This is a genomic window from Allomuricauda ruestringensis DSM 13258, assembly GCF_000224085.1.
GTDB classification, from domain to species: Bacteria; Bacteroidota; Bacteroidia; order Flavobacteriales; family Flavobacteriaceae; genus Flagellimonas; species Flagellimonas ruestringensis.
On the sequence record NC_015945.1, the window covers coordinates 894,562 to 919,981 of the forward strand.

The 25,420-nt window shown below is 41.8% G+C and carries 18 protein-coding genes; 6 read left to right on the forward strand and 12 right to left on the reverse strand.

The genetic code is table 11. The annotated features are described in order from the left end of the window. Positions 1-314: 314 nt before the first annotated feature. The 5 genes from MURRU_RS04105 to MURRU_RS04130 all read left to right on the forward strand — a co-directional run bounded on the left by MURRU_RS04105 (position 315) and on the right by MURRU_RS04130 (position 8,743). Positions 315-3,557, forward strand: a complete 3,243-nt coding sequence (locus MURRU_RS04105; protein WP_014032157.1) for a SusC/RagA family TonB-linked outer membrane protein — start codon at positions 315-317, stop codon at positions 3,555-3,557. 30 nt (positions 3,558-3,587) lie between these two features. Next, positions 3,588-5,303 (forward strand): SusD/RagB family nutrient-binding outer membrane lipoprotein, encoded by a 1,716-nt coding sequence (locus MURRU_RS04110; protein WP_014032158.1) that lies wholly within the window; start codon positions 3,588-3,590, stop codon positions 5,301-5,303. 23 nt (positions 5,304-5,326) lie between these two features. Next, positions 5,327-6,127 carry a hypothetical protein gene (locus tag MURRU_RS04115; protein ID WP_014032159.1) on the forward strand — a complete coding sequence of 267 codons (801 nt, stop codon included), beginning with the start codon at positions 5,327-5,329 and terminating at the stop codon, positions 6,125-6,127. Positions 6,128-6,627: 500 nt separating this feature from the next. Then, positions 6,628-7,824, forward strand: coding sequence for an MFS transporter (locus MURRU_RS04125; RefSeq protein ID WP_014032161.1), 1,197 nt, complete (start codon positions 6,628-6,630; stop codon positions 7,822-7,824). Between the two features lie 91 nt (positions 7,825-7,915). After that, positions 7,916-8,743, forward strand: coding sequence for a glycoside hydrolase family 16 protein (locus tag MURRU_RS04130; RefSeq protein WP_014032162.1), 828 nt, complete (start codon positions 7,916-7,918; stop codon positions 8,741-8,743). A 40-nt stretch (positions 8,744-8,783) separates the two neighbouring features. Here MURRU_RS04130 and MURRU_RS04135 read toward each other — a convergent pair whose 3' ends face one another. The 6 genes from MURRU_RS04135 to MURRU_RS04160 all read right to left on the reverse strand — a co-directional run bounded on the left by MURRU_RS04135 (position 8,784) and on the right by MURRU_RS04160 (position 17,806). Further along, the gene (locus MURRU_RS04135) at positions 8,784-8,966 is read right to left on the reverse strand and encodes a CPXCG motif-containing cysteine-rich protein (protein ID WP_014032163.1); all 183 of its coding nucleotides are present in this window, start codon (positions 8,964-8,966) and stop codon (positions 8,784-8,786) included. A 3-nt stretch (positions 8,967-8,969) separates the two neighbouring features. Further along, entirely contained in the window at positions 8,970-10,295 is a 1,326-nt protein-coding gene (locus tag MURRU_RS04140; protein ID WP_014032164.1) for a TolC family protein, read from the reverse strand. Continuing rightward, positions 10,295-13,588: an efflux RND transporter permease subunit gene (locus tag MURRU_RS04145; RefSeq protein WP_014032165.1), complete on the reverse strand. Its 3,294-nt coding sequence runs from the start codon at positions 13,586-13,588 to the stop codon at positions 10,295-10,297. The genes MURRU_RS04140 and MURRU_RS04145 overlap by 1 nt, the downstream gene beginning before the upstream one ends. 11 nt (positions 13,589-13,599) lie before the next feature. Then, on the reverse strand, positions 13,600-14,721 hold the full coding sequence (locus MURRU_RS04150; RefSeq protein WP_014032166.1) for an efflux RND transporter periplasmic adaptor subunit: 1,122 nt from the start codon (positions 14,719-14,721) through the stop codon (positions 13,600-13,602). Between the two features lie 148 nt (positions 14,722-14,869). Then, positions 14,870-15,757, reverse strand: coding sequence for a leucine-rich repeat domain-containing protein (locus MURRU_RS04155; protein ID WP_014032167.1), 888 nt, complete (start codon positions 15,755-15,757; stop codon positions 14,870-14,872). Positions 15,758-15,892: 135 nt separating this feature from the next. After that, a complete protein-coding gene (locus tag MURRU_RS04160) occupies positions 15,893-17,806 on the reverse strand; it encodes an ABC-F family ATP-binding cassette domain-containing protein (RefSeq protein ID WP_014032168.1) in 1,914 nt (637 codons plus the stop codon). A gap of 65 nt (positions 17,807-17,871) precedes the next feature. Between MURRU_RS04160 and MURRU_RS04165 the strand changes: the two genes are divergently transcribed. Beyond that, positions 17,872-18,273 carry a DUF983 domain-containing protein gene (locus tag MURRU_RS04165; RefSeq protein ID WP_014032169.1) on the forward strand — a complete coding sequence of 134 codons (402 nt, stop codon included), beginning with the start codon at positions 17,872-17,874 and terminating at the stop codon, positions 18,271-18,273. Here MURRU_RS04165 and MURRU_RS04170 read toward each other — a convergent pair. The 6 genes from MURRU_RS04170 to MURRU_RS04195 all read right to left on the reverse strand — a co-directional run bounded on the left by MURRU_RS04170 (position 18,270) and on the right by MURRU_RS04195 (position 25,420). Further along, positions 18,270-19,325 carry an NAD(P)/FAD-dependent oxidoreductase gene (locus tag MURRU_RS04170; protein ID WP_014032170.1) on the reverse strand — a complete coding sequence of 352 codons (1,056 nt, stop codon included), beginning with the start codon at positions 19,323-19,325 and terminating at the stop codon, positions 18,270-18,272. The genes MURRU_RS04165 and MURRU_RS04170 overlap by 4 nt on opposite strands. 119 nt (positions 19,326-19,444) lie before the next feature. Beyond that, positions 19,445-20,347 (reverse strand): type IX secretion system ring subunit PorN/GldN, encoded by a 903-nt coding sequence (porN, locus tag MURRU_RS04175; RefSeq protein WP_014032171.1) that lies wholly within the window; start codon positions 20,345-20,347, stop codon positions 19,445-19,447. A gap of 26 nt (positions 20,348-20,373) precedes the next feature. Next, a complete protein-coding gene (porM, locus tag MURRU_RS04180; RefSeq protein WP_014032172.1) occupies positions 20,374-21,942 on the reverse strand; it encodes a type IX secretion system motor protein PorM/GldM in 1,569 nt (522 codons plus the stop codon). A 68-nt stretch (positions 21,943-22,010) separates the two neighbouring features. Beyond that, positions 22,011-22,667 (reverse strand): type IX secretion system motor protein PorL/GldL, encoded by a 657-nt coding sequence (gene porL, locus MURRU_RS04185; protein ID WP_014032173.1) that lies wholly within the window; start codon positions 22,665-22,667, stop codon positions 22,011-22,013. Between the two features lie 92 nt (positions 22,668-22,759). Next, complete coding sequence (porK, locus tag MURRU_RS04190) at positions 22,760-24,139, reverse strand: T9SS ring complex lipoprotein PorK/GldK (RefSeq protein WP_014032174.1); 1,380 nt, start codon at positions 24,137-24,139, stop codon at positions 22,760-22,762. 123 nt (positions 24,140-24,262) lie between these two features. Then, positions 24,263-25,420 carry a formimidoylglutamase gene (locus tag MURRU_RS04195; RefSeq protein ID WP_014032175.1) on the reverse strand — a complete coding sequence of 386 codons (1,158 nt, stop codon included), beginning with the start codon at positions 25,418-25,420 and terminating at the stop codon, positions 24,263-24,265.

Consider the following 25,420-nt stretch of genomic DNA (forward strand, 5'->3'; position numbering starts at 1 on the left):
GTTTTTCACATCTTATTATCAAATTGTTATCAAATCCGTTTTGATGTGTTAAAAACGGTACTTCCCCATGGGCATCCTTGTTTTTCAGGTTCTTGCCGTTTAAAAAGTACCTGCTCCACAACACTTATAGGTTGATTTGTTATGCAATTGTAAAGGTAGGGCGGTGAGAGGCTCTGCTTCTTAAAAAAACAAAATCCATTGAGTTTTGTTCACTTCCCAGAAGTATTATTTGAATTAGCTATCATTTTCCCAGTGCCGTCCACCTTTCTCAATTGCCCTAACTCATTTCAAATTACTAACAAAACTTTATTCGTATGAAAGTAAAGAAACTGTTTGGAGCACTGCTGGCCATGTGTCTATCAATAGCATTTGCCCATGCCCAAGAAAAAACGGTCACCGGAACGGTCACCGACCAAGAAGGGGTGCCCTTGCCCGGTGTTAACATTATTGTTAAGGGAACCGCTCGGGGTACACAATCCGATTTTGATGGCAATTATGCTATTGAAGCCAGTGAAGGGGATATTCTTGTATTCTCCTATTTGGGACAAAGAACGCAAGAAAGAAGTATTGGTACAGGGAGTACCATTAATGTACAAATGGAGGAAGATGCATCCCAACTTGAAGAAGTAGTGGTAACCGCCCAAGGTATTGTTCGAGAGAAACGATCCTTAGGATACTCCGTAACCACTGTAGAATCCGACAAAGTGGAATCCAGACCAGAAGCCGACGTTGCCCGTGTATTGAACGGAAAAGTCGCCGGGGTCAACATTACATCCAATAATGGAATGTCCGGTTCAGGTACCAACATTATTATTCGTGGATATTCTTCAGCAACACAATCCAACCAACCGCTATTTATTGTGGACGGTATCCCTTTTGATTCTGGCACCAACACACAGACCAACTTTTTGGATGGAAATACCGAATCCAGTCGATTTTTGGACCTTGATCCAAACAATATAGAAAGTGTAAGCGTACTAAAAGGATTAAGTGCAACCGTGCTGTACGGTAACCGAGGTAGAAATGGTGTAATTTTAATCACCACCAAAGGTGCCGCCACAGGCGACACCCCTTCAAAAACCGAAGTTTCCGTTACACAGTCGGTATTTATGTCGAATGCAGTACTCCCAAAATTCCAAGATAATTACGGAAGTGGGTTTCACCAAGGCTTCGGGTTTTTCTTCAGTAACTGGGGACCACGTTTTGATCGTACGGACGATGATGGCATAGCCACCGCAGCACAATATATTCGTACTGGCCCCAATGGCGTAGCACTTACCCGACATCCATTCAACTATATTGCAGATCCGACTTTGATTGCAGGGTACGAGGATCTTTTGGACGACGAATATCCTTATAAACCTTACAATGGTGTCGAGGAATTCTTCAGGACCGGTTATGTGTACAGTACTTCCGTTAATGTTCGCGGAGGTTCGGAAAAAGTAAACTTCAATGCCAACTATGGTCGCACAGAAGATATTGGGGTTACTCCCGGGAACAAATTATTGCGTAACAACTTTAGTTTGGGAGGCAATGCTACTTTATCCAACAACTTTACCGTTTCAGGTGTGTTCAATTTTGCAAGGACAGGATATAAATCACCTCCAAATGCAGTAAGTACCGGCAGTGGGGCCGCCTTTAACGGTTCTGCCATTTTTGGGGATGTGCTTTATACTCCAAGGAGTGTCGATTTAACCAACATCCCGTTCCAAGCAGCAGATGGTAGAAGTTTATACTATCGCTCAGGAAACGATATCCAAAACCCATATTGGACCGTAGCCAACTCAAAAACCTCTCAGGAAACCGACCGTTTTACAGGAAATGTTTCCATGAACTACGCCATTAACGATTGGATGAACCTCACCTATCGTGTTGGTTTGGATACCTATACCGAGTTAAACTCCTATGGACAAAACAAAGGTGGTGTCGATGGACCGACCTTGGGTATTTTAAGGACAACATCAGTAAGAAACTCCATTTGGAACCATGATTTGATTCTAAGTGCTGAAAAAAGTCTTTCCGAAGATTTAGGTCTTACAGCAACTTTGGGTGCCAATAGCCGTAGGGACACCTATGCACAAGATGGTATTGAAAGTCAAGGACAATTGGTATTTGGAGTGCTCGAACACTACAACTTTACCACCCCATCATCTGTCAACTCTTTCTCTGGAATTAATTTGAATCAAAATTTTGAAGAAAACCTAGTTGGAGTTTATTTAGATGCAACCCTCTCATATAAGGATCTGCTCTACCTGAATGTGGTAGGAAGAAACGATTGGTCCTCAACATTGGAAAGGGAAAACAACTCCTTGTTCTATCCAGGAGCCAGTTTATCCTTTATTCCAACAACCGCATTCCCTGCACTGCAAGGAAACGTGCTGAACTATGCCAAACTCAGAGTGGGCTATGGTTCCTCCGCAGGTTTTCCAACCCCATTTAATACACGGGATGTACTCTCTTTGGGCGCGAGAACCTTTGTGGATTTCAATGGCAATGTAGTATCAGGAAATACAGTTTCGGATGTTTTGGGGAACAGGAATTTATCACCAGAGAGAGTTCAAGAACTGGAAATAGGTTTGGACACTCGATTGTTCAACAGTCTCAATTTTAATGTGAGCTTGTACCAAAAATCAACTACCGATCTTATCACCAACCGTACTTTGGACAGCTCCACAGGTTTCCGTTCCACTTTTGTAAACATTGGTGAAGTAGAGACCAAAGGTGTCGAGGTAGATTACGACCTTAATCTATTGAGGGAAAGTGAAGCAGGAATAGGATTTAATCTAGCAGGAAACTTTACTGCCAACGAAACCATTGTTACCGATTTGGCCGAAGGCACCAACAACATCCTATTGACTTTTGCCATAGCCGGCGAAGCAGCCAACTATGCCGTGGAAGGCAGACCTTTTGGTGTTTTGCTCGGAAGCACCATTCTAAAAGATGACAATGGCAACAAAGTTGTAGGTCCCAATGGTCGCTATTTGGTGGACAACAACATTACTGAAATAGGTGATCCCAATCCAGATTGGACCACTGCGCTGATTCCAACAATAACATTCAAAAACTTCACCCTATCGGCCAACTTACAGTATCGCCATGGCGGTGATGTTTACTCTGTAACTACAGCAGGATTGATCGGTCGCGGTGTGGTTGATCTGGATGATCCGATCCACAGGGAGTCCAATTATATTTTGCCAGGAGTTTTTGCGGATGGCACACCCAATAATGTTGCCATTTCGTCCACGGAATTTGGGTTCAACACCCTTTTTGCAGGTGGTATCAACGAAGCAAATATTTTTGACGGCACCACTATCCGTCTCCAGGAAGCCTCATTAGGGTATTCCATTCCTAAGAAAATGTTGGATAAAACTCCTTTTGGCAGTTTATCCTTTACACTCTCTGGTTCCAATCTATGGTACAAAGCGGTAAACTTCCCAGATGATGTTCGTTACGACACCAACTCTTCCAGTACCGGTGTGGGCAACGGGCAAGGAATCGATTTCTTTACCGGGCCATCTACCAGAAGATATGGTCTTACCGTAAGAGCATCATTTTAAAAGCAGCTAACTAGAATCAAAAAATATATTATGAAAAAAATATCAAATATACTAAGTCTCGTAATCGCTGCACTGACAGTTATGTTGGGCTGTGAGACCACATCCTTGGATGTTGTGGAGAGTCCGAATGCATTAAACCCTTCGCAGGCAAGCGTTGATTTCTTTCTGAATCAAATACAACTCATGACCGCGCAAATCCATTCCGGTGAAGAGGGGCGCGCCGAAAACGGCCTCAGTCAATTTGGAATGGAACCGGTAAGAATGCAACACGGGTTTGGCCCAACGTATCGTGAAAGTTATGACCCGTCAGATTTTGATAGAGTTTGGGACAATGTTTACGCAAGGGCATTGATCGATATCAGAACCATGAACCCCTTGGCAGATGAAGCTGGCCAATACACCCATATTGCCATTGGGCAAATTTTGGAAGCCTATATCATGATGTCCATGGTGGATTTCTTCGGAGATGTACCCTATTCGGAAGCAGTATCTGGCGGTGAAGGCATCCTAAACCCCACCGTGGATTCAGGAGCCTCCATTTACCAAGCAGCAGACCAACTTTTAGTCGATGCCATTGCCAACCTGAATAAAGATGAGACGTCCTTACCGTCCAATGACCTTTTTTACGACGGTAACGAAAGTCAATGGAGAAAAGTCGCCAATACCATGCGATTGAAACTATACCTGCAAACGCGTTTGGCCAGTGCCGATGGGTTTGGAGCATCCGTTTCTACCTCTCGCATCAACGAGTTGATCAGTGGAAACCAGTTGATTTTGAATCCTTCCGATGATTTCTTGTTCCAATGGGGCACCAACAATGCCTCCCCAGATAGTAGACATCCTTATTTTGATGCCAACTACGATGGCGCAGGGCCAAGTTCGGATTTTTATACCTGTAACTATTATATGGATCTGATGGCCAATCAGTATGGTGATCCAGACCCAAGAATACGGTACTACTTTTACCGACAACAATCGGATTTTTCAGGTGCCGATGTTGTTACCAAAGAATGCGTTACGGAAATATCTCTTCCTGCTTGGTGGGATTCTTCACAACCTTATTGCTTAGTGCCCGCAACCAATGGTTTAAGCGGATATTGGGGAAGAAACCACTTGGATGATGATGGAATTCCACCAGATGATGCCTTTAGAACATTGCATGGTACATACCCTGTTGGTGGACCGTTTGATGATGACTCATTTAGAAATGTATCCGGTTCCGGAGCTATAAATGAAGGTTTGGTAGGAGCCGGTATTTCACCCATTCTAATGTCCTCCTACACCTATTTTATGTTGGCCGAAGCAGCGTTGACATTGAACACCACAGGAAATGCTCGGGACTACTTGGAAACAGGAATCAGACAGTCCATAAGCACCGTGGTCGATTTTGGAGCATCTTTGGCAAGTGGCACGGGATACGAACCCACCTCAACGGCTATCGACGATCATATAGCGGAAATATTGGCCAATTATGATGCCGGGGATAATACGGACAAGCTCCGCATTATTGTAGAGCAATACTTTATAGCATTGTGGTGCAACGGAATCGAAGCTTATAACACCTACAGAAGATCCGGTCAACCGGATAACCTTACTCCTGCTTTTACCACCAACGACCCGGGGCCGTTCCTAAGATCTATGTGGTATTCGCAGACCGCAGCGGACAGCAATACGAACATTACACAGAAAAGTGCCCCTAGCACTCCTGTGTTCTGGGACACCAACCCTGACGGATTCGTTGATTGATTTAAAACTAAAAAACAATACAGATGAAAAGTAATTTTAAATATATATTCGGTCTTGTTCTCCTGATCTTGGGAATTGCAGCCTGCGAGGACAACGACAAAAATCCGATCAATGTTTTTGAACTGGAAGATTCAGCTGCTCCTTATGTTAGGATTTCGTTGGATGAGACCATTGTTGCGAAAGGCGACTTGGCCAATTCCACCTTCTCAGGCACAGTTGATGACCCTAGCGACAATGTGGCTTCGTGGGATTTAAGTGTAACCTTGGAATCGGGCGGGGTCTCCACCGATACAGTACCATTGGCAACAATAACGGAATTTCCAAGTGACATTTCCATTCCCTATACCGATATCGCAAGCGCCCTGGGCATAACCGTTGATGATATTTCGGGAGGTGACTTTATCCGGTTTTTAGGCAAATCCACTGGAGTTGATGGTACGGAAACAACTGCAGAAAACTATAGTGCCACCGTAACCGGACAGCCAGAGCAGTTACAGGCCTTCAATTTTATAGTACTGGTTAAATGTTCCCCAATTTCCGGAACCACGGTTCCCGGGACTTGGGTGATCGATATGCAGGACCTTTATGGCGATGGTTGGGACGGTGCCTTTGTTACTTTTGAAATTGATGGCGTAACTACGGACTATACTTTTACCGGAGGTGATGCAGCAACATTCAATGTGGACGTACCAGAAGGAACAAGCTCATTAGTAATTTCCTATACCAGTGGCGCTTTTGAAGAAGAACATGTTTACACTATTGAAACACCGGATGGCGAAGTACTGGGTCCTTTTGGCCCCAATCCGTCTCCCTGTATCAATTGATTTTTACATATTGTTCAAATAAAGTCCCGATCCAATTGGATCGGGACTTTTTGTTTTCAGCTTAAAAGTATTGAAATACGTCATTCTGAATTTATTTCAGAATCTCATTATTCTGGTAAACAAATCATTATAAGAACCTAAATCCTGCCCGTCCAGCAGGCAGGCAAGCTCAGGTTAATGAAAATAGATATTTTAGAACATTTTTTGTTTTTAGCCTAAAAAGGTTCATATAAATCGGGAATGGTACTTGTAGTTGAGGATTTCCGTAAAAAATGAACCATCCACGTACTTTTAGCGTATATAAAAAGTAATCCTCATAACAGCCTTGAACCCAAAATATCTTTTCAAAAGTATTTGTTTCATTTTTTGAATGTATTTGAATTAGTCCAATCTCAAGGCTGTTTTGTTTCTTCCTCAGGTAATTCAAAATAGAATTAAGTAAAAATCCTTGCATCGCTTTCATGTCTTAGGACTTACCTTTGCGTTTTAAGAAAATAAGCTTGGACAACACTTCTCGATCAACCAATAAAAAAGCACTTTTATCTCTTGCCATTGGAGGTTTTGGCATAGGCCTTACCGAGTTCGTAATCATGGGAATTCTTCCCAACATTGCTGAATCCATGGAAATTTCCATACCTAAAGCAGGACATTTTATTGCCATTTACGCCTTGGGCGTGGTAATCGGTGCCCCTGTAATGGCTCGAATCACAAACAACCTAAATCCTAAAAAGACTTTATTGTTCCTAATGTTGTGGTTTACGGTTTTCAACACCTTATCCGCGTTTTCCGGCAACTATTGGGTCATGATGCTATTTCGGTTTTTATCTGGAATGCCGCATGGTGCCTTTTTTGGTATAGGTGCCGTAGTATCGGGATACTTGGCCAAACCGGGTAAAGCTGCCCAGGCCATGGCCATTATGTTTTCTGGATTGACCATCGCCAATATTTTGGGGGTTCCTTTGGGTACTTATATTGGACAGGAATTGCATTGGAGCTATTCGTTTATGTTGGTGGGCGTTGCAGGTATCGCCACCTTATCCAGTCTATATTTTTGGATGCCCAAAGAAGATTTGGAAGAAGTTGATGACCCAGATGCCAAAAGTGCATCCCCAGGTTTAAAAAATAAAAAACTATGGGCTTTGATTGCTCTGACTACTGTGGGGACCGGCGGCTTTTTTGCTTGGTACAGCTACATTGCCCCTTTAGTAATCTCTGTAACAAAACTGCCCGAAGCAAACGTAGGATATGTGATGATCGTGGCCGGGCTGGGAATGTTTTTCGGTAATTTTTTGGGGGCAAGGATGGTGGAAACATTCAATCCGGTAAAATCAGTGGTCATTAGCATGCTGTCTATGACAATCATCTTGACCCTTAACGCTCTTTTTGCCAGTAATGGTATTGCCATATTTGTCTTAAGCTTTTTTGTTGGGGTCATTACGTTTACAATCGCAGCACCTATTCAAATTGCAATAATAAAAGCCGCGAAGGGTGCAGAAAAATTAGGCTCTTCCATGAACCAGAGTGCATTTAACATGGGGAATGCCTCGGGTGCTTATCTTGGTGGTCTGCCCATGGTTTTTGGTCTCGGGGTTAACTATGCCAGTGTTGTGGGGAGTATTTTGGCTTGCATTGGAGCCTGTATCGGAATTGCAATCCTATACCAAAAAAAGAAGAAAAAAGAACCCGTACATCCTTAGTAGGGGTCTATCGTTCTTCTTTCTCTAACACAAAACTCTTTAAAATTCCTTTTTGTTTACTAGCTTTAGTTAATCATTAAAACTTTAGCTGTTGAGAATTCTTATCTTATTATTTATTTTTACTGGATTGACCAGTTCAAATACAGATTTCAAAAACAAAAAGCAGGATAATAAATTTACTAACCTTGTTTTTTCGGATGAATTTGATAACCAAGGTAGTCCTGATGACCAAAAATGGCATCATCAGGTCATCCCCCCGAACAATGGTGGCTGGCACAATGATGAACTACAACACTACACGAACAGGGAAGAAAATTCCTTTGTGAGCGATGGTTCCTTAAAAATAAAGGCCATCAAAGAACAATATTCGTACAACGGAAGTACAAAAGAATATACTTCTGCTAGATTGAATACCAAGTTTGCCTTTACCTACGGTCGGGCAGAAGTACGAGCCAAACTTCCAAGTGATGCAGGTACCTGGCCCGCTATTTGGACATTGGGTGCCAATGTAAACGAAACCGGAAATTATTTCGGGGACCAATACGGCAGCGTAGGCTGGCCTCTTTGTGGAGAGATTGACATTATGGAACAAACTGGTTGGGACAAAGGTAGTACCATATCCCACTTTCATTGGGGCGACCTAAATACCGAGGAATATATGGATACTGGAGGCAAAACGACTGTTCCCAACGCATCCTCCGAATATCATATCTATGCTATGGAATGGGATAGTGAAAGTATTAAGACCTATGTTGACGACACCTTGGTTTTTGAATTGCCCAACACCAATGACAAACCTTATAATCACGAACATTATTTGATTCTGAACATTGCCATAGGCGGGAATTTAGGTGGTGATGTACCAAGCGGTTTTACAGAAGATACCTTTGAAATTGATTATGTAAGGATATATCAGTAGCGCCTTAAAATTGATCAAAGAGAGTTAGACCCTTGGCTCTTTATTGCCCAAGTTCCTTAACATCAAAAAAAACAAGCTCCTGATTATTAAATTTTGCTGTGGCTTTTATTGGGTTGCAGCACACTTCACAATCTTCCACATAGGTTTGCTGTGGCACGGAACTATCCAACAGAAAGGATATTTCCTCCCAACAGTAAGGACATTGAAAAAAATGCTCGTACATGGCTTAAAAATCTACATTGAGCAACTGGCCGCTAACTTGAAGCATTTGGAGTTCCGCTAATTTTGCATTGTATTTGGCCTGACTTTTGGCCAGTTCCGCATTTAACAAGTTCAACTGGGCCTGCCTGAATTCTATTGAGGTTATTTGCCCAAGTTTGTAGCGCTCATCGGTACGCTTAAAGTTGTTTTGGTTGGTCTGCAGGTTTTTCTCCTGAACCTCCAGTACGTACAACGCATTGGTATAGCTGTCCCAAGCATTGCGAATGTCCCTTTCTACTTCCAACCGTATCTGCTTTTTCGCAATCTCTTGATTTTTATAAGCTATTTTGGCATTCTTTATCCCGGTTATGGTGGTTCCGCCATCAAACAAATTCCATGTTAAGTTTATAGTTCCCGTAACCCCTGTAGAGGTATTTTGCAAAACAAAAGCCAGTGGACTATTGTTGTTGGACTCGTTCCAACCATAAGTTCCTGTCAATCCAATGGTAGGCAAATAACCGCTTTTGGCTACCCTAATATCGTTAAGTCCCATATTGATGTCCTTTTCTACAATTTGAAGCCTTACATTGTTCATTTGGGCCTCATTGTACATATTTTCCATTTGAAGTCCAGGAACAAAAGTCACTGTAGTGTCCGCAGAAAATTGGGCAGATAGATTACGGTTAAGTATCAAATTCAAATCCCTCATGGTATTTCTGAGCTGTTGCTTGGAGTTCAATAAATTAATGCTATCTGTGTTGATGTCCACTTCGGCATTCAACACATCCAATCCTGTATTCTGTCCATATTCGAATTGATATTGCGCCCTTTTCAATCTATCCTTGGAAATCTCCAACGCTTGCTCCAATGTTGCGGTATTTTCGGTAAGACGTGCTGCTTCATAATATACTGTAAACAACTGTAAAATGGTGTTTTCAATGGTTTGCCTGACCTCAAGCTCTGATTGTTCAGACCGTTCTTGAAAACTTTTGTAATTATAATACCTTCCCAATCCGTCGAACAAAGTATAGTTTACATTAACCGCAGCACTATACCTTCTGGTTTCGGCCCCTTCTGCTGTACGGGTATCACCATTGCCCAAAACTCCTTCAGAGTTTTGTTTATCAATACTTCCACTGGCATTTCCTGTTACCGATGGCAAATAGCCAGAGTTAAGGATATCGGCATTATTGTCATCTATCAATTTGGTATTACGGGCCACTTTGATATCCAAATTGTTTTCCAAAATCAAATCAATGGCTTCCTGTTTGGTGAGTATTTGATCTTGGGCGTTAACCATCGGACCAAAAAACAATAAAATCAGGGATACGGTATAAAAAATGCTTTTCATTATGTGGTCTCTTCTTCTACAACTTTTGTGGTTTCTTCTCCATTCTGAGAAACGTTTTTACTATCGGTTCCGTTTAAGGCAACACCAGCTGCTTTCATTTCTTCCTCTTCATGCTGTTCACGAATGGCTCGTTCCACTTCTTCGGACGTAACCTCTTCCCCGGTCCACAACTTTTTGGCCGCAACCTTTATATTGTTTCCAAAGGAAAGAAGCAAGGGCAGCATCAGCAAAGTCAAAATAGTGGCAAAACCAATTCCGTAAGCAATGGAAATAGCCATTGGCTTTAAAAATTGGGCTTGACGGCTTTTCTCCAAAAGCAATGGCGCCAGACCTGCAATTGTAGTAACCGAGGTCAAGAATATGGCCCTAAAACGGGAACGACCAGCTTGGTACAAGGCATCATCGAAATTCATCCCACTACGAAGATTAGTATTGAACTTGCCTATTAGTACCAGTCCATCGTTTACCATAATTCCAATTAATGCAATAATCCCCAACATGGACAGGACGTTGATAGGAAAACCGTGCAACCAATGCCCCCATGCCACGGCGGTCAAGCTAAAGGGTACCATAAAAATCAATAATAACGGTTGACTTATGCTCCTAAAGGTGAAGGCTATAACAATAAAAATTAGAAACAATACAATTGGCCCTACAAATCCTAAGGAACCGATCAATTTATTGGCCTCTCTGTTCTGTCCTTCATAAGATGGGCTTATTGATGGGTATTTGGCCAGAATTTCCGGCATTACCTCATTTCGTATCCACAGCATGGCATCGGTTCCGCTTGTAGTTTCCGGATCGGTTAAATCTGAAGATACTTGTATTTCCCTTCTTCCTTCCAAGTGATTGATGGCCACATCTCCCCTTTCAATGGTATAGCTTGCAATCTCTTTTAGGGGGATACGGTCTCCGCTGGGTGCCAAAATCCGCATTTCGTCCAAATCTGAAATGGATGACCTGCCCTCCCTATCGTACCGGACCCAAACCCTAATTTCATCCTGCCCTCGTTGAAAACGTTGTGCCTGCGCTCCAAAGAAGCCACCTCTAACCTGATTCATCACAGTTCTAAGGTCCAGGCCGAGCAAATAGGCATTTTCTTTAAGTTCCAAACGTATTTCCTTGATTCCGGCGGGGTCGTTATCCGTTACATCCTTTAGGTTGGCATTTTCTTCCATCGCTTGTTTAAGCTCTTCTTTTGCTGCCTTGAGCTCGGTAATATTATTACCCAAAAGGGAAACCGAAACCGGACTACCACCAAAGTTACCTCCGGAGCCATAAATTAAACTCTCTACGCCAATAACGGGGCCCACAAGTTCACGAAGCCTAGTGGTCACCATATCGGAACGAATGCCATCGGGGCGTTCTTCACCGGGCAGTAGGTTTATCTCTAATTCAGCAGAAGAAGAACCTGGTCCCAAGTTCTTGATCATATTTACAAAAAGCATCTTATCCATGCCTTGCAAATATTGATCTGTGAGTTCCTGATTTACAATGTGTGCTTTTTCCTGAATAAGGCTTATAATGGAATCCGTTACCTTTTCGTTGGTACCATTGGGCATGGTAAGCTCTATGGATACCTGATCACTTGCAATTCTTGGGAAGAATGAAGTACGGATAACTCCTCCCCCAATAGATCCCAGAGTTAATGCCAAAGCCATAAAGAACAGGGCAAAGGTCAAAAATTTATAGTTCATCATAAAACGAAGGGCTGGACTATACCAGTTATCCCTCATGTAGTTCATTAACCTATCGCCCATTCTATTGATAACCCTAAGTTTTGCAAAAATCTTTGCGATACCTGTTTTGGGTTTGGTGTTTTTAGGACGAAGGGCTTTGGAGTGTGCCAAGTGAGCGGGCAATATAATCAATGCTTCTACCAAGGACACCGCTAGGGTTAGAATTACAATCACGGACACCTCGCTAAAGAATTCACCGATACGGCTATCCAAGAAAAGGAAAATGGAAAAAGCCAAAATTGTGGTGATTATCGCCGAAATAATTGGCGGTATCACTTCCATGGTGCCATCCAAAGCGGCTTGTACCGGAGATTTCCCGTTTTCATAATGTTGATAGATGTTCTCTGCGATCACAATTCCATCATCCACCAAAATACCGATAACGATAATCATCCCGAACAAGGATAGAACGTTAATGGTAACGTTGAACATGGGGGCAAAAACGAACATTCCCAAAAATGCGATGGGAAGTCCAAAGGCTACCCAAAACGCCAATCGGGTATTTAAAAAGAGGGATAAAAACACCAATACCAAAATCATCCCTACGATTGCATTCTCCGTTAAAAGTTGGGTACGCTGTGTTAAAGTAGTGGAGCGGTCATCTATAACATTCAACTGTACATTGGTATATTTTTCGTTGAATTCTTTAATGTACTGCCTAACTTTTTCTGCAGAGCCCATTAAATCCTCTGTATTTGTACTGGTGATGGTTATATTAACGGCCAACTCACCATCAAAATAGGAAGCATTGGGAGTCTCGGAAAACCTGTCCCGTATCGTAGCTACATCTTTTAAGCGTATGGTACGGCCTGCTGCATCACCTCTAACTACGATATTGGAAAGCTCATCTCCATAATACGAACGGTTGTTGGCGCGTATCAGATATTCTTCGGTAACGGTTTTAATATTACCTCCCGTTACCAAAATGTTTGCATTGGAAACGGCTTGCGCTACATCGGTAAAGGATAGGTTATAGGCCAAGAGACTATTCTCATCGACCGCAATCTCGATTTCTTCATCTGGATAGCCCGCTATTTGTATCTGTGAGATTCCATCAATGGCCCTAAGGTCGTTTTCTATTTGGCGGCCAATTTGTTTTAAGGTCGCTAAAGGAATGTCCTTTCCACTTACGGCAAAACTTATGGTGGGCCTAACCGGTTCTTGCTTGGCAACGATCAAAGGTTCCATGCCTGTTGGAAAAGTCGGTACCCTATCCACGGCATTTTTAACCTCCAACAACATGAAGTCTACATTTCTCTCTTTCTCGATCTCCACATTGATTGTCCCACTGTTCTCCCTTGATGTCGAGGTTACCCTTTCCACGCCTTCAAGCCCTTTTAGGTTATCCTCAATTTTTAGGACGATACCTTCCTCGACTTCTTGTGGCGAAGCACCTGGGTAGGTTATAGCAATTGTAATGTTACGGGCCTCAGTAAGAGGAAAAAAGGATGATTTTAAGGAAAGTATTCCCACAACCCCAAAAACAAAAAATGCCAAAATAAAGACATTTACTGCCATGTGGTATTTAATAAAATACGAGATGAGTTTTCTCACGGCTAGGGGGTTTAGGATTTACTTTCGTCAAAAGTTTTAACCAACATACCAGCGTAGGCACCGGTAATAGGTTTTGCTACTATCACTTCCCCATCGGGAACGTTCTTCAGCACTACAGTTTTGTCCGTAAAAAAGATAGGCTTTACATCCATTAGGTCTAAAATGGAGTCCCTTACCACAAAAATCTGGTTGTTTTCCAACAACAAGGACCGATTGACCTCTATGGCATCTGGCTCTTCTTTTGCTTCTAGGTTGGCTTCAAGATATTGGCCTTCTTTTAAATTATCGCCACTTACTTCAATATAAACCATTATGGTCTGTGAGTTTTGGTCTACTCTACTGTTCACACGGGCAACTTTGCCCATATACGTTTGGGTTTTTTCCAAATTGGACAACGCTACCTTTTTTCCTTCTTTTAAGAAGTCCCCGTAGGTCTTGCTAACGGAAACTTCCAGTTCGTACAGTCCCGTATCAATAAACTCTCCTAGTTTTTGTCCAGATCTGACCAATGTTCCCTCCGTGACCAAAGCTTCGGTCAACACTCCAGTAAAAGGAGCAGAAATGGTGTATTTGGACAGTCGCTGTTCCAAATTCTTTACGTTATAGTATGTAGTAATGATCTCTCTTCCGGTTATGAAGAATTTTTCTTTTTCTGAATCCATCTTGGGTAGCTCGGGGGTGGTTTTCTCCAAATCAAACCCATTGAGGTATTCCTGCCATTTTGGATAAATTTCCGGGTAATCCAACCGTAAATCGGGCATTATGGACGTAAGCAGGTTATACAGATTACTTTTGGCCGATTGCACTGTAGCGTAATACTCGTTTGCATCTATTCGGATAAGCGTTTGTCCGGCCGTGTATTGCTGTCCTGTTCGGAACAATTTGCTTCCTGACCTGAATACTCCTTGCACTTCGGAGTAAAGCTCTACGCGTTTTTTGGCGGTAAGGTTCCCATTGGCCGGTACCATTATGGGGATGGTCGTATTTTTTACCGTGTCCACAAAAACAGTCTTTACCACCTTTTGGGAAGGGGGCCTTTTATTGTCCTTACTGCCAGCAATAAGGCCAGCAAAATATAAAGAAGCCAATATGATAATGCCTCCGGCAACTGCCGATATGATAAGCTTTCGCATCCGTTAGTTGGTTTAATAGCTACAAATCTATTCTCTACTTTTTTTACAATGGTTAAATATTTCATAAAATGCATTTTTAACTGGGTCAAATGCAAAAAGGGGACCCCAAACGGCATCCCCAAACCAAACAAACTAAAGTAATAACTAACTACTCGTTTTCGTTTTCATCCTCGAATTTGGTATCTGCCATTCGAGTACGGTCTATTTGAATATCCATAAATTTTGGGTTCAATGTTTTATCGTCGGTATCAAACACCAAAAACTGTTTCGTATCCATACCATGTAAGGCGTTGAACGAGTTGAACCTATTATTTTGAAGTTGTAATATTTTTAAGTTTGCCAATTGGCCAAACTCCTTGGGAATTTCACCTCCTAATTGATTATTGGACAAAACCAATTCCTTTAACTGGACCAAATTCCCAATTTCCCTTGGTATCTGACCTTCCAATTTGTTTTCAAAAAGACCCAATGCCTCTAAGTTTGATAGGTTTCCAATGGATTCGGGTATTGTTCCTTTGAGATTGTTACTGGATAGGTTTAGCTCTTTTAACTTTTTAAGTTCCCCAAATGTTTCTGGAATAGGTCCGGTTAAAAAGTTGTTGAACATAGAGAATACCTCCAACTCCTTAAAATTGGCGACTCCTGTCGGGATACCACCCTTGATTCGGTTCATCTCCAAACGGAAAACCTTTAGTTTTTCCAATTTCACAATATCTTTTGGAAGCACTCCGGTAATCTGGTTAAAAGCCAGATTCAAATTGGAAAGGTGTCTTAAATCACCTATACTCTCTGGAAGCACACCATTTAAATTGTTCATAAACAGTGTTAGGCCCACTACATGTCCGTTATCGACCTCTACACCCTTCCATGTGTCTACGGGTGCGGTCAAGTCCCAAGAAACATTCCAATCCTCGCCATTGGTGCTATTGTACAAATTTACCAATGCAGATTTTTCTTTAGGGGAAATCTGTCCACTGGCAAAAGATATACCCGCAGAGAACATCAAACAAAAGAAAAAAATAGCCGCTCGAATCATTAATTACTTATTAAACCACAAAGAATTTACTTACAAAATACGACAAAGAAGAAATAACTTACAAATATAATCGGCAAATACACTCCAATTTGTTGTGAATTCGATGAAATTCGATGTAAAAGCTGAAATGTTCTGTTAATCAAGTGCTTCTAAATCTTCGGACAAGTTCTCCCAATCTTCCATTAAGGACTCCAAATCCTTCTTTTTACCCTCGTAATTGTCAAAAAAGTTAGGCTTTGCAATGGTGGTGTCGTAGTCCATGAGCAGGTCATGGTCAATATCGGCAATCTGCTTTTCCAGTTGGGAAATCTTCTTCTCTACCCCACTAAGCTTGTTTTTGAGGGATTTTTGCTTCTTTTGGGTTTGATAGTCGCTCTCCTTGTTTTTTTCCTGTGGTTTGTCTTCTTTCTTTGAATCCCCTTTTTCAACACTTCGAAAATCCTCCATCTTACGCTGTTCCAAGTAAAAGTCGATATCTCCCAAATATTCCTTTATACCTCCGTCCTTAAACTCGTAAACCCTATCGGTTAACCCTTGAAGAAAATCACGATCGTGAGAAACGAGAATCAATGTCCCCTCAAAACTTTGAAGTGCCTGTTTTAATACATTTTTGGATTTGATATCCAAATGGTTGGTAGGCTCATCCATTACGAGCACATTAAAAGGCTGCAAAAGCATTTTGGCCAAGGCCAATCGGTTCCTTTCACCCCCGGAAAGTACTTTTACATATTTGTCCACTTCATCACCTCTAAACAGAAAGGACCCTAAAATATCCCTTACCTTACTGCGGTTCTTCTCATTGGCAGCATCGATCATGGTATCCAAGATGGTTTTGTTACCATCCAAGTATTCCGCTTGGTTCTGGGCAAAGTAGCCCAACTGTACGTTGTGCCCAATCTTTAAATCGCCCTTGTAATCCAATTCGCCGACTATAATTTTGGCAAGAGTAGTTTTTCCTTGGCCATTTTGACCTACAAAAGCGGTTTTGCTTCCACGATCAATCATCAGGTCTATATTTTGAAGCACTTTTTTGGGGCCGTAGTTTTTAGAAACTCCGTTTAATTCTGCCACTACCTTGCCGGGGTTTACCGAAACAGGGAACCGAAGATTCATAACACTGCTATCTTCTTCATCCACCTCGATGCGTTCCATTTTATCCAGCTTTTTAATGAGGGATTGTGCCATGGAGGCCTTGCTGGATTTTGCCCTAAATTTTTCAATCAACCTTTCGGTCTGCTGTATCTGTTTTTCTTGGTTTTTTTGGGCACTTAATTGCTGTTCCTTTATTTCCTTTCGGTGCACCAAAAACTGGGAATAGGGCTTGTTGTAGTCGTAAATCCTTCCTAATGAAATCTCAATGGTACGGTTGGTCACATTATCTAAAAACATTTTATCGTGGGAAACAATCACTACTGCACCGGTAAAGTTTCGCAAAAACTGCTCCAACCAAATAATGGATTCAATGTCCAAGTGGTTGGTAGGCTCATCAAGTAGAAGTACATCGTTGTTTTGCAGCAATAGTTTGGCCAACTCAATACGCATACGCCATCCACCAGAGAACGTATCGGTCAGTTTATTGAAGTCTTCTCGTTTAAAACCCAGCCCAAGAAGCACTTTTTCGGTATCACCTTGGTAGTTGTAACCTCCCAAGATTTCATATCGATGCGTCACATCGTTCAGATCTACCATAAGTTGATGGTACCCGTCGCTTTCATAATCGGTTCGCTCCGCCAAGGCGGTATTGATCTCGTCCAGTTTGAGTTCCAGTTCTTTGATTTCTGAAAATGCCTGATAGGATTCTTCCAAGACAGTTCTCCCTTCTTCAAAATCTATGTCCTGTTTAAGAAAACCGATTTTAATATTTTTTTCAGTGGCTATGGCTCCTTCATCCAAGGGCATTTCCTTCGCAAGGAGTTTAAGCATAGTGGATTTACCCGCACCGTTCTTTCCAATAAGACCTACTCTATCCCCGCCGTTAAGACGAAACGATATTTCCTCAAAGAGATACTCTCCTCCAAAGGCTACGGAAAGATTGTGAATATTTAGCATTTTATGTGACCTTGATTACAAAACTTTAGTTGGCGAATTCATACTTTTGTACAAAAGCCCTGCAAATGTTAAAAAAAGGAACCAAAATGTACAGCATTTTAACAGGAAACTGTCCAAGATGCCAAGAGGAGAGCATGTACAAGAAATCCAATCCGTACGCACTTTCCAAAATTTTCAGCATGAACGAAAGGTGTTCGCATTGTGGCTTAAAATACAAGATTGAGCCCTCCTTTTTTTACGGTGCCATGTACGTAAGCTACGGTGTGGGCATTGCTTTTGCCGTGGCAGCTTTTGTAATTTCTTTTTTATTTATCGGCACTTCCTTATTGACCACCTTTATTGCTATTGTGGGCACTTTGATTGTTTTTATGCCGGTAATCATCAGGTTGTCCAGAAATATTTGGATCAATTTTTTTGTGAAGTACGACCCTGCTTCGGTCAAAAAACATGAGGCAGCAAAAAGTTAATTGGAATAGTATTTTTTGGTAAAACGTTGGATGTCCATTTCGGGATCCAAGTCGGCTTTGTTCTCAATATAATCAAACAATTGTCTGGATGCAGCCGGTCCTATAAGCACTCCCCGGGAACCAAATCCATTTAAAACGTACATGTTTTGATGCTCTGGGTGTCTTCCCACCAAAGGCCTACGATCCGCAACTGTCGGGCGTATTCCTGCGACGTGGTCAACAACCTCAAAATCACATTTTAAAAAGGATTTCAGTTTTTCCAAAAGTTCGTTTTTGGATGCTTCCGTAGGTTCGTTGGTTTTGTCTTTCCATTTGTAAGTAGCACCTACCAAATACTTATCACTTTCCATTGGAATGGTAAAAACCGAGGATTTGATCACATTGCCCTCTTTGTAATTGGGCGCATGGATAATCAATAGCTCGCCTTTGGTTCCATTTAAGGGGAGGTAATCAAAATATGGATTCTGCTTGAGGCCGTAACCGCATGCAAAAACAATGTTCTTGGCGGTAATGGACTTATAAGCGACATGATCTTCTGATATTGAAAGCGAATCAAGATCCAGAGATTCTGATAAGAGTTTGCCTTTTTCTTCCAGATAACTTTTGTACGAACGCACCAAAGTGCCCGTATCTATTCTTCCCGTATATTTTACTTCGCCAAATCCATGTGGTGCATCAATGGCTGGGTTGTTGTTCGGTATAATATTGGTTGAAAGAAAATGGTCCAAATCTGGACGGTCGGCAGCTTCAAACCATAGGTTTTGCTCTTCAATGGATGCAAATTTTCGCAGAACAGGAAGCTGGTAGTCTAGTTTTTTGCCCAGTTTCTCCTCCAAATGCCGATAGAACGGTTTCGCAAGTTTCAGTTGTTGTTTGGCTTGCCATGCCATGGTGAACCGTTTCAAAATAACCGGATTGTACAACCCTCCTGCTACCTGTGAAGCTCTTTGAGATTCATCGGTAATTACCTTAAAAGTTTTTCCATTTTTTTCCAAAACCTCACAAAAGGAGATTCCTGCCAAACCCAGACCTACTACTATATAATCCAACATACTACAAAATTAGACATCTGATCGATCAATCAGTCATTCAAACTTTAGTTTAATGCAAAAAAACGCCGCACAATTGTGCGGCGTTTTGCTGTATTGAATTGGAAATATTCTATGGGCTTTTAATATGCCCACATATCTTGCTCTCTGTCCCGTATGCCCTCTTTGATTCTTTGGGCTTCCAAGAGCTGGAACAATGCATTATCAAAAATGTAATCGCTTATTTCACGATCTTCGTGAACGTTTTCCTCTTTGTAGATAACACCGTTGAATCGACGTGCGTTCAACAACATATCAAAGGAAATGGGTCTTGACGAGTTACGCTGGTTGTACACCTTGGCATCGTGCAAAATTTGCCTTGCCGCAGGGTACCACACCCAGAACAATTCTACTTTGTTCTGTCCCGGTTCGATAGACTCATCATCGATGAAGTTCACATCGGGTGCAACCGGTGCAATCCCCAATAAACGATACTTAAGTTCTCCTTGGCGCTTGTCGAAATACCAGATTCCTTTTACACGAAACTCTTCAATATCGGCAGCAGTAATATCCCTTTTGTTAATAAACTCCGGGGAAACCTGCTCTCCAGCATTTACCTGCTCGTAACCAAGATCCGTGGTGTCTACCTTTCTCAAGGTAGCCGAAAGGTCTTCCAACTTTCTTTTTTCAGTAAAGTAGGAGTCTGCATAAACCTCGGTAAGGTTTCCATTTCTGATGTTTTTCATCAAAACATGGTACAGTGACCTTCTATCTGCCCCAATACCTATGGTATCTGTTGGGTAGTACAATGGAAAATTAACTCGTTCATCAAGATCGATGATTTCCCAAACGGTCTTGGACCAAAGGATATCCCTATCATCCACATAACCGTACGGTAAAGGCTCATCGGCATCTTGCTCTATTTGAGCTTGGGTTTTTTTACCTATATCTTCGGGCAACTTGGCATTTAAAATATTTGCCTGCGCCATGATTGATACCGGCAATATGCCCAACAATCCAATTAATAATGCGTTTTTCCAATTCATGATCACTTGTATACTTTTTATACTTCTTAGTTAGTAAGCTCAACCATAACAGGAGATACTTTCTTTAACTTGTAACTCTTGTTGTTTGTGATGTAAGCTTGGATATCGAATATCTGGACAGACTCGCCTCTACCCGCTCTCGCTAGTACAGATTTGGCTCTGCTATCCAATTTGTTTCCATTTACAACTACGGTAGGCTGACCAGGTACTTTAAACTTAAACTGATTAACAGCTAGGTTCAAATCAAAGTCGAAATCTTCCAACATTGCACTAACAGTTGCGATTTCAAGGTTTTTCCTTGGCATTTTAATGCTACCTGATTCTCCACGAACGGTACCACTTGGCCTTGGAATATCCTTGATACGGAATTCGGACGAAGTACGGATTCCTTTACCATCGGGCAACGTTCCAGAAGCTGTAATGGTTACAGATCTACCTGTACCGGGGTTCATTATGTAATTGCTGCCACTTCTTCTGCTCAAACCAGGAGCTGAAGCTGAAACCTTATTATCAGGAATACCAGGAATAGAGATGGTCATTGGGTTGGCAACACCACGGTAAACCACGTTCATCTTATCCGCAGAAATTACTGCTGCGTTAGGCATGGAGATAGTTGCAAAAGTGTTATTCACTTCCACTGGCACCTCTACACCATCTTGCATGTATGTCATGGTTCCTTTAATGGTGTGATCACCTGGGGTACCGGCACTGATCAACATTTTGATGCCTCCAGCTTCCAATTCGTAGTCCTTACCTTCGGTCAATGGTCTTCCGTCCAAAGTCAATTCCGCTTTTACAGGAGTGGAAGTTCTGTCAGTTTTGCTAACAACAATCTTTCCGTCATACTTTTCTCCTGCATAGTAAGCCGTCTTTGGAGCATCCAATCCACTCATAAAGTTTGTCAAGGAAACCGCTTCGGTCAATTCACCTTCCAAAAGGGTTTTCAACACCTCTTGCTCCGTAGTTTTGATATCGGCCTGCAATTGGGTCATTTTCGTCAAAGAGGCTACCAATGGGAACCCTTCGTAGTGATAGTTGATCCAATCTTGACGCGTACCATCCCTCTTCTCAACTTTACCATCTTCATCTCCAGTGGCAAAACGGGTTTCAACACCGGTTTTCAAAGATTTGTATTCATCTGGCAAAGCATTGATAACACCTTCACGGTAATCGTTGATCTGCTTCATGAACTCTTTTCCTTCTGGGCCCAAATTGTCGCCCTGAAAGAATTTTTGATCCAAGTAATCGGACTTATCCATAACCACATAGTCTTTTGGGTCTTCCAAATCTGCGGTCATTTCCTTCTTCAATCCTTCCAAATAGTTATAGTAATTATCGGAAAGTTGTTTGATCTCTTGAGCATTTTGGTACAATTCTCCGTACTCCTCTTCGTTTTCACTGGCCTTTGTTTCCAAGCTGGCCATAAAACTAGAGTTGTTGGAGTCCATATTGGTATTGGAAGTTTCCAGCTTTTCGTTCATTAGTCCGAAAGCGGCAAGTACTTCCTTGCTCATATTAAGTGCCAACATCGCGATGAAGATCAAATACATAAGGTTGATCATCTTCTGACGTGGTGTTTGTTTTCCTCCTGCCATGTTTTTCTAATTAGATTTAATAATTAATTTGATTTGGTTTTGTTTTCTGTTGATTTGAAAACCTCTAATTAGTTTTTTCCGCCCATGGCTGTAAGCATACCTCCGTACACTCCGTTCAAAGAAGATAGGTTAGTGGCCAAAGACTCCATTTGGTCTTTCAACGCACCTGCGTTCTGTACAACTTCTTCGTTGATGGAAGCTTGTCTGCTAGCACTTTCCAATTGTACTTTGTACAAGCTGTTCAAAGATTCCATTTGAGCTGCGGCGTGAGACAATTCCTCTGAGTACTTTTTAGTGTGCTGAATAGCATCTGTAGTTGGAGTGATATTCTTAGCAGCACCTTCAAAGCTCTTGATGCTTTCACCCAAGTTGGTAAAAAGTTCAGAATCGATTTTTGCTTCTTTAAGAAGGTTATCCAGTTTTCTGGAAAGCAATCCTTCAGCTTCTTTTGCATCTTTGGCTTCTTGTTTTCTGGAAGCATCTGCCTCACCGCCGGCCAATTCTGGATATACCAAAGACCAATCGAATTCGTCGTCAACTGGTTCAAATGCAGAGATAGCAAAGATCAATGCTTCAGTAATAAGTCCAACCGCAAGAAGAAGTCCACCTGTAAGGGGCCCGAACTCCCAGTGAAGGATTTTGAACAATGCACCAATAATTACTACCGATGCCCCTAGCCCGTAGGCCATGTTAAACAGCTTTTTTGTTGATTTTGACTGCGCCATAATTCTAGTTTTAATTAAGTTATATAAAAAATAAGTATTTGGTTACTACTCTTACTTGTTTATATAATGTTCTCTCGTGTTTTATTGTTTTATTATAGTCCGCTTCGACTACCGTTGGTAGAATCTTCCTCTCCCATATAATCTTGGACCGTTCTGAATCCTATGTAACTTCTCGCAGAATCTTGATATTCATAATCCCTGGTACTTACTTGAAGGAAGTAAGCTACATCTTTCCAAGAACCTCCACGAATCACTTTACGCTTATTGTCCTGCGAACCAATGTTCGGGTTCATCGTGGATAAATATTGGTAAGCACCTGGATCAAAACTGGAATTTGTCCATTCCGAAACATTACCTGCCATATTGTACAGATTGTATTCGTTAGGCTCAAAGGATTTTGCTTCTACCGTATATAAAGCGGCATCTGCTGCGTAATCGCCACGTTGTGGTTTAAAGTTGGCCATAAAACATCCTGTGTCGCTGATCACATACGGACCGCCCCAAGGATATGTCCCGCCTTCGATTCCTCCTCTGGCAGCATATTCCCACTCTGCCTCGGTTGGCAACCTAAACTGGTTTACAAATTGCTTTCCACGACTTTTTTGATCATCGTTCTTAAATTTTGTTCTCCAGTTACAGAAAGCTTTGGCCTGCATCCAGTTTACCCCGACTACAGGGTAATCGCTATAGGCATCGTGCCAAAAATAATCGTTGTGCATTGGCTCATTGTAGCTGTATTCAAAATCTCGAATCCATACAGTGGTATCTGGGTAAATTTCCAATTCTTCTTGTTTGATGAAGTCTTTTCTATTGCCTGATCGTGCCCTGGCCGCAGCTTCGATGTCCATCCAGTTGTACTTGTATTTGATTTTGGTAACATCTATGCTCCTGAGACCATTATAGCTCTCTTCTTCTGGAAGATACATGGAATCCATAACCTCTGCATAGTACTCATCTGGGTATTCCGATGTATCCCATATCAGGTCAACATCTTTGTTCAATGCCCTGCCTTCATAATAGTTATCTCCCATGCCCGCATAATTATCGAGCATGTATTTGTCGTAAACGGAAAGTTCGGTCGTATCAGTATCTTTAAAACCGTACTCACCAATACCTTCATCCTCGGGCCCTATGCCAAGTTCATCTGCCAAAATGGCCAATCTGGTTCTTACTATGGAATCCTTGACCCACTCCACAAACTGTCGGTACTCACTATTGGTGATTTCCGTATCGTCCATATAAAAGGAACGTACGGTAACCGTTCTTGTGGGAGCGTTCAATGTTTTTGCTTGATCCTCATGGGCTTTCCCCATTACAAAGGCGCCTCTGGGAATCAATTCCATTCCATAGGGTTTTTCTGGATGCCATTTTTTTCCCTTTACCCCAACTAGTTCACCTTTTGACCTTGATTTAGAGCCACAACTGGTAAGCAAAAAAACAAGTGCTAGAGATGAAAAGAATAGCTTTCTCATACTTTAGGTTAAATTGTTCGATTCAAGATTTTAATAACTGTACTACACAGATTCATTACTCTCAAAACTGATTTTTGAATGAATTATTGTGCAAAAACAATTAATGATCAAAATTTAATTTATTTAGTTCAAGCCTTTTCTATAGGCTTTGAACCACCTTTCGGGAATGTTCTGGTTGCAAGCATCCAAATAGTCCTCTTCGGTGCAAGGTAATAACGCCACCGAATTTGTTTTAGTATGCTCTACCAAAATTGTTGGCACTTCTACCCACCACCGTTCTGTGACATGGCTTTTGAAAAAAATCAATTCTTCCGTGTCCGTGGGTACAGTAAACTTTGTGAAGTCTTCGCTCTTAGAGCTCGGGTATTCTTTTATCCTGAAACTCAGCCCTTCTATAAAATACCAGATAATCTGGGCAATCATTTGAAATGCTTGATGAGAGTTTTCCCCTTCGTAGATACCAAAAAGAGAAACTTTATCGCTAATACCGGCATAGCGGGCAATGGTGCATATTTCCCTTCCGGTAAAACCATTGGGCGAAAAATTTCCAGTCATTCCCATTTCGCTGGCCCGGATAGCTCGCAGGTCCAAGCTTACAATATCGCTGCTTCGCAAAACAGGTTCTGCCAATTCTATATTGGCGGCAATCTCACCTAAGCGATAGGCATCAAAAAAAAGACGCTCCATCAAATCTTTCTCTTCCTGGGCATTGAAATAACTCTGGTATCCAATGTTTGAAAAATTAAAAAGATTGTTGGGCTTGTCCGTAATAATCTTACTCATATAAGAATGTGACGAAATCAATTCATCGTCTTCACCAAAGTCAAAACGACTATCGATGGAGACCAAGTTCACCATATTCTTTATTTTGTCAAAAGCGCGGTAGGTGGGAAAAGTAATGTCCTGGGTAAGTCCTAATACAATGGGTATTATACTTTCCTCAAGCAGTCCAGCTACAATTTCCTTGACCACAAAGTAGGTATCCTCCACGGTGTCGCCTTCCTCCACATCCCCTATATCGATAATGGTGGAGTTCCAATTGCCCATCATTAAACGGTAGAGTTGAATACGGACTTCGTCCAAATCCAGTTTTTCTGGTTTTTTCTCGAAGGCGTTTCTGGATTCCAATACGCCAAAAATAGCCACATCGGCATGGGCGAATACGGGAAGCCCATCCTTTTCCGTGTGCATGTGGATATTTTTGCCCAATGCCTGTTCTGGCAGCAATTCGGAATGTGCCAATACTTTGTCCTTGACCGGAACCAGAAAATCGAAGGCCAT